Genomic DNA, 5,644 nt, shown 5'->3' with positions numbered 1-5,644 from the left:
AAAGGGAAAACATATCTATACTGATTATTTGTAATCATATATAAAAGTTTGTCCTTGCCATCCTCATCTATAATAAAGCCATCAGCAGACATGCAATCCTCTAGTGTAACTCTATATCGCGAGTCAAAAATCCTTATAATATCTAGCGGACTAATCAAGAAAGATTTACCATCACAATGACGCTTTACTAGAAAAATATGGTGTTTGCCATAAAATACCGTCTTCACTTCATCAAATTCATCATCGAAAACAGAAGTCCAAATACCATGATACTCTTTGTAGATTTTGAGTAGCCTTCCATTCCTAACTAATACAAGATTTCTATTGCCATTGTCAATGATCAAATGTGTTATACTGTCAACACAGTTTTCAAACAGCAACGAATCGTCTTTTGTGACAATATTGGTCTTACCAGAACTACTCCAGACTTGCCCCTTGATTCTATAGTCATGTAAGAGCAATTGCTGAAGATTCTCGTAAACCTCATTTACCCTCTCAAATGGATAGAGGGGATACAACATTGTGATAATATGTTTTACACGCGGAGAAGGCTCTATTAGTCCAGAATTCCTGCTATAAGCCATAAAGAGTTTTATGACTTGTTGTTCATTTTTGGAGTTTAAAGAATACAAGTAGTAGCCATACCCGTATGCTGCAAGACGACCAATGACTGCTTGCTTTTGTCTATTACTACGTTCTGCCCATTTCAAGATTGACTCAAACTCTACACGTACTAGGGAGATTTGCTCCAAGAAGAACAAGGTGGCAAATTCCACCATTGCTTCTTCGATTTCTCTGACAGCGCATTCTTTCTCACCACAAGCAAAGAAAATCCAAGCATGAATCATTTCGTGAACAAAGGTCGTAATTAAGATACTTTCTCTGGTTGCATATTCATCATTAATATTTGCGGTATTATCAATGTTATCAAGATATAAATATAACACAGAGCCTTTGTTTGCTGTTATGCCCATGCCAGGAATTACCTTCTTCTCTTTCCCAACAAATTCACCTAAAGGTGAAGTCGTGACAACACCTCCATTTTCAATGGCATTATCTATAGAGCTTGCCAAAGACAAAAAATAGGTCTGACGTTCATAAAGTGGATGGCCATCAGGATAATTGAATTTCTCCAATTCGATACCCATTTCTTTGCTGAAATAGCTGACATTATGTCTAAGACCCTTTAGCTCTTCAATATCAAAATTATCCTTATAGACAGGTGGAATACCATCAAGTTTAAGAGTGATTTTTGCAAATATATCTTTCAGACAAACTATTGTAGTCCCTAACTCAAAACGGAAATCAAGTATCTTTGATATTAATTCCTGTTCTTTTGGTTCCAATTGTATTTGATTCATAATCATAAATATGTATAGTTAAATCATTTACCTTCTACCATAAACCGCCTCATAATCATACTCCTCATAGCGTTCTGCTATCTGGTGAAGACGATGGGCGAACTCGTTTTTCTGAGTATAAATCTCATAACGCCTGGCATACTCATCAATTAGATCTTCCAAAGACACCTTCTGCTTAGAACGATGCAATCGCTCATCAATAGCATCACGCAAAGGATGAGATTTTGAAGCCTCGGATATACCGTAACCTATTGCGCCAGATAAAAAATTGTCTAATAGTCCCATACCTCTATTCTTCTATTTGAGGGAACTCTATTGGTTCATCACTTCTTCTGTCATTCAACATCTTTATAATGTCTGAAGGATTGCGAAGCTCATCACCGTCAGTAAGAAGCTCAACACTAGCAAAGGCTATTGTTGCGGAGTCAGAGATTGCTGCATTTATGGAAATGCTATTAGGAAATTGATTAGTGGATAGCATTGCGCCTAGTGAGGTCTTGTATATGTCCATAAAGACCTCTTTTTGATAATCGGATAATTTGTTTGTCATGGTTTCTTATATTATTTTTTTCAATATATTAATGGCATTCTCATCCCTAACAAACTCTTGACGGATCTCTACAACTCCTGTATCCCATGCGAGTTTTGCCTTTTCCAGGTTCTCCTTTTTAAAGAAATCATCGTACATCCCGTCAAAGAAATCATCTTTTAGAATTGATACGACTTCTTCTTTAACTGATTTTGGGATAGTCTGATATTTTTTTCCTGTTGTAGCAACAAAAAATTTGTTATTTGCACTATAAATGTATAACAGCGCCTTCATTGCTTTTTCTTCTTCATGCAGCCTATAATAGTTTATTAGTTCTTCCAGATTTCCGATTCCATCAGCAAAAATGTCCCATACATCTTCTTCTGATTCACAGAAGAATAATCGGCAGTATATATCAAAATCTGAAACTTTTTTATTTCCTCCCCAGCTGAAATCTTCGGTGCGATACAGGATGTCTATATCACTCATCGTTTTATTTTCTTTTGTGTTTATAGGAATAAAGTCAAATGAAGACCACGGAAAGCAAACATACATTATCAAATTTTCTCTTATTTGGACATCACCGATGTTATTGTATGAATGGGTTGCCATGAACTCATAAACGTTATAGTTAACCTTCTCCATTACAGCCTTAATGCTATTAATAGATGTAGCATTTATGCTGCCCATGTCAGTTTCCATCTCAATCCAGTCATTCACTTCTTCTTTAAACTTTTGGGTATCACATTCCGAAACTTGATATGAGCCTAAAGGTTTATTATAAGCATAGTTCCAAATCATAATAGTTTATTCTTTTGTTAATAAGATAAATGAAATCTATTAGGATCTGAGTGAGCAAGCTCAACTCTTTTCCCTTTCCTGTCTAATACAAAGAGTTGAACATCACAGTAGAAATATACAACTCCTTTGTTGGGGACATCGAACTGATCATACGCAATGAATGGTCGTTGAATGTTCTCAAAATCATTATCATCTGGCACAATTTTGCCGATTATCGCAAAGTAACCATCTTCATCTTGATATTGTTTGCCTTTAAGTTGTTTGCCTTCTTCGTCAAAAAAGCGTATCATATAATAGCAAGTAGAATTTTTGAGGTTATTATAATGTTGCCTGAAATAGAAATACATACCAGAGTTTCCTTTATCTGTAATGTTATGTTCTATTAATAAATCGCTTATTTTTGCACTAATATTTTTCGCGGGATTTGCAATGTCCACTGCAACTACATCATCAAGTGGCTCCTTTTCTTCCCAGTACTGAAATAATCGAGTAAAAACAGCATAGCCTATAAAACCAATAATCACTAAAGTAATTATTGTTCCGATCAATTGAAACAGGAATTTACCCATTTTACATAAAAACTTTATGAGTCCAACACATTAGTATTCTATTGGATTTCCTGGCCCAAACCATTCGCATACACGGTTATTGTCAAGTTGGGCATAAAGTCTGTCTCCACTCCAATAAGCTGTAATTGCATGAGTTCCAGAGGGTGTATATTCAGAGTGTTCAGCACCAGAGTATACCATTCCTGGCCTAAAACATTGAATTTCAGATTGAAGAGGTGTATTTACAATCTTTATCGGTCCGCCTACAAATTCATCATAACCTGCCCATCCTGTGGTAATTCTTCTGCTCCGACTCTCTTCTTCTCTATACGAGTAAGAGTTTGTTTCGTAATTGTCATCTGAAGTGTTTTCTACACTATCGTACAAATCTCCCATAGCATTCCAAATTCCTTTAAGAAGACCCATGACTCATTACACTTATCCGTATCGTGCGCAACTTCTATGCCGCACTGTCCCCAAGGCTTGGCTATTAGTAAAAGATATAAAAAAGGCGTGGGAACATATCGCTTATTATCTACTTGGCTCCCCTTTCGAGGTCTGGACTGCCCACCGTCTAATAAGCAAATGCCCACGCCAACAGATATGATATGCTCCTATAATGGAGTATAAAATACCCATGACGTGAGCGTTCTTGCTCATTACCAACGGTGAAGTGTCCAGTTTCAGTAGAAGGTAACTTCGCGAAAACGCCCTGTCGTTGTGACCACTAAGTGCCACATTGACGCCACAAATTTATGAAAAATAAATGAAAATACGCCCTTGACAGGTCGTTTATTTACAATTATTTGCACATTTTTGTTATATTGTGTGCTCAAGATGTACTATTTCTATTTTTACCTTCCAAAATAAAGTTGTATATTTGCAATGAAGGGTAGCGATGTGCGACCTCCACATTTTCCAGAAAACAGATTGAGGTAAATTAAGATTTAAAAGATGAAACAAAAAATTTATTATCGCAGTTCAGAGCTGAAGCAACGTGGTTGTGTTTGTTACCGGCTCTTTTCTTGATGTCACAGTGACAGGTCATTGACATCATGACTTTCAATTCTTACAGCTTACAGTATTACAGTTTTTGGAAAGGAAAAATAGGTTTCGGATTCTTAAAACACGAGGACTGGGACTGTTTCTTGGACAACGCTAATTCACACCAGGCGTTACAGTTGACAGTTTCTGAAAACGAATTTTTTGCGTTACAAATAACAGTTAACAGTTTTGGGAAATGAATTTTTTTAGTAGCCTACGGCAAGAAATCTTTGGAGGAAATCTTTTTTAAGATGTTGCTTCGCAAGAAATATTTTAGGGATTTGCAGATTATCTCCCTAACAAAATCTTTAACGAAAATCTCAGCGAAAAATGCGCAACAGTACGTTGCTTTTGGGGAGGATTTATATTGGGATCGCCTTACGGCTCGAAATCTTAACGAAAATCTTAAGAAAAATCTTTAACGAGAATCTTTTTCCGTGTTCTCCGTGTGATCCGTGGATTTTTTTGGGGGTAGCCTGAAGGCTAGATGTTTTGGAGTAGCGAAGACAGAGTGAGAGTTCCATTTCATGGCACCTTTTCTCGCCATGGCAGAATTAAAGCGAGCTTTATTCTGCTCATCTGGCTTAACGAAAACGTTCGCTTTCACTATGCTGAGTCACGACAAAACAAACCATAGGTAAATCTTTGGAGGAAATCTTTAATAAAAATATGGCCTATGGCCAGAAATAAATCATTGAATCATCGGAATTCACACTTCAGACCTCAGACTTCAGACCTCATTTTTGCGTTACAGTTACAGTATTACAGTTTCCAAAAAGCAAAAACAAGGGCTTCATTTGACTTTCTGGCGAAACGGAGCTGTGTGGTATTATCGCATGATTTTCTTGCCGGCTGCCACCCAACCGAGATAGCCGGAGTCGAGCTCAATGACGCGATAGCCATGACGGACAAGAATTTGGGCGGCACGCTTGCTTCGCTTGCCACTGCGACAGTTGATGGCGATGGTCTTGCTGAGGGGAAGGGTTGTGGTGGCGCGTTGCTCAAAGTCGGGGTTGAGAACGTCGATGTTGATGGCACGGTCTATATGACCTGCGGCAAACTCTTCTGACGTGCGCACGTCAAGACGGATGACTGTTGTGTCGGCAATAGCTTGTTCGTAGGCTTCTACCGTCAGACTCTTGAAAGCCTGGCTTTGGGCGTTGCCGGTGATGGTCGTCAGGACCATGGCGGCGAGGGATAGTATCTTTCTTTTCATTGTTTGTTTTGTTTTGTTACTGAACTTTCGCATGTGGGGAAGTTAAGGGAAGTTAGGGAAGTTAGAGGGAAGTTAGAGAGAAGTTAAGGGACAAATGTCCTACGTCTTACGGCAAAAGGCTATTGTCTCTTAACTTCCCGAACGA

General features: G+C 38.0%; 7 protein-coding genes. All 7 read right to left on the bottom strand.

The window, feature by feature from the left end; all coding sequences use genetic code 11:
* Nucleotides 1-1,361: hypothetical protein (locus tag CIK90_RS07025; protein ID WP_144007239.1), on the bottom strand; the 1,361-nt coding region annotated here is incomplete at its 3' end.
* 27 nt (nucleotides 1,362-1,388) lie between these two features.
* Nucleotides 1,389-1,646, bottom strand: a complete 258-nt coding sequence (locus tag CIK90_RS07020; RefSeq protein WP_094464693.1) for a hypothetical protein — start codon at nucleotides 1,644-1,646, stop codon at nucleotides 1,389-1,391.
* Nucleotides 1,647-1,650: 4 nt separating this feature from the next.
* Nucleotides 1,651-1,911, bottom strand: coding sequence for a hypothetical protein (locus CIK90_RS07015; RefSeq protein WP_094464692.1), 261 nt, complete (start codon nucleotides 1,909-1,911; stop codon nucleotides 1,651-1,653).
* A 6-nt stretch (nucleotides 1,912-1,917) separates the two neighbouring features.
* The gene (locus CIK90_RS07010) at nucleotides 1,918-2,691 is read right to left on the bottom strand and encodes a hypothetical protein (RefSeq protein ID WP_094464691.1); all 774 of its coding nucleotides are present in this window, start codon (nucleotides 2,689-2,691) and stop codon (nucleotides 1,918-1,920) included.
* A 17-nt stretch (nucleotides 2,692-2,708) separates the two neighbouring features.
* Entirely contained in the window at nucleotides 2,709-3,260 is a 552-nt protein-coding gene (locus CIK90_RS07005; protein ID WP_094464690.1) for a hypothetical protein, read from the bottom strand.
* A 30-nt stretch (nucleotides 3,261-3,290) separates the two neighbouring features.
* Nucleotides 3,291-3,665: a hypothetical protein gene (locus CIK90_RS13950; protein ID WP_144007238.1), complete on the bottom strand. Its 375-nt coding sequence runs from the start codon at nucleotides 3,663-3,665 to the stop codon at nucleotides 3,291-3,293.
* A 1,447-nt stretch (nucleotides 3,666-5,112) separates the two neighbouring features.
* A complete protein-coding gene (locus CIK90_RS06995) occupies nucleotides 5,113-5,499 on the bottom strand; it encodes a rhodanese-like domain-containing protein (protein WP_094435355.1) in 387 nt (128 codons plus the stop codon).
* Nucleotides 5,500-5,644: the final 145 nt, after the last annotated feature.

Source organism: Prevotella sp. P5-126, from assembly GCF_002251185.1.
Taxonomy (GTDB): domain Bacteria; phylum Bacteroidota; class Bacteroidia; order Bacteroidales; family Bacteroidaceae; genus Prevotella.
Note: the sequence above shows the minus strand (reverse complement) of the source record. Positions and strands in the feature narration are given on the sequence as shown.

What these genes read in the sequence shown, in the direction of transcription:
- CIK90_RS07020 (WP_094464693.1), bottom strand. Translation starts at nt 1,646, where the DNA reads ATGGGACTATTAGACAATTTTTTATCTGGCGCAATAGGTTACGGTATA.
- CIK90_RS07015 (WP_094464692.1), bottom strand. Translation starts at nt 1,911, where the DNA reads ATGACAAACAAATTATCCGATTATCAAAAAGAGGTCTTTATGGACATA.
- CIK90_RS07010 (WP_094464691.1), bottom strand. Translation starts at nt 2,691, where the DNA reads ATGATTTGGAACTATGCTTATAATAAACCTTTAGGCTCATATCAAGTT.
- CIK90_RS07005 (WP_094464690.1), bottom strand. Translation starts at nt 3,260, where the DNA reads ATGGGTAAATTCCTGTTTCAATTGATCGGAACAATAATTACTTTAGTG.
- CIK90_RS13950 (WP_144007238.1), bottom strand. Translation starts at nt 3,665, where the DNA reads ATGGGTCTTCTTAAAGGAATTTGGAATGCTATGGGAGATTTGTACGAT.
- CIK90_RS06995 (WP_094435355.1), bottom strand. Translation starts at nt 5,499, where the DNA reads ATGAAAAGAAAGATACTATCCCTCGCCGCCATGGTCCTGACGACCATC.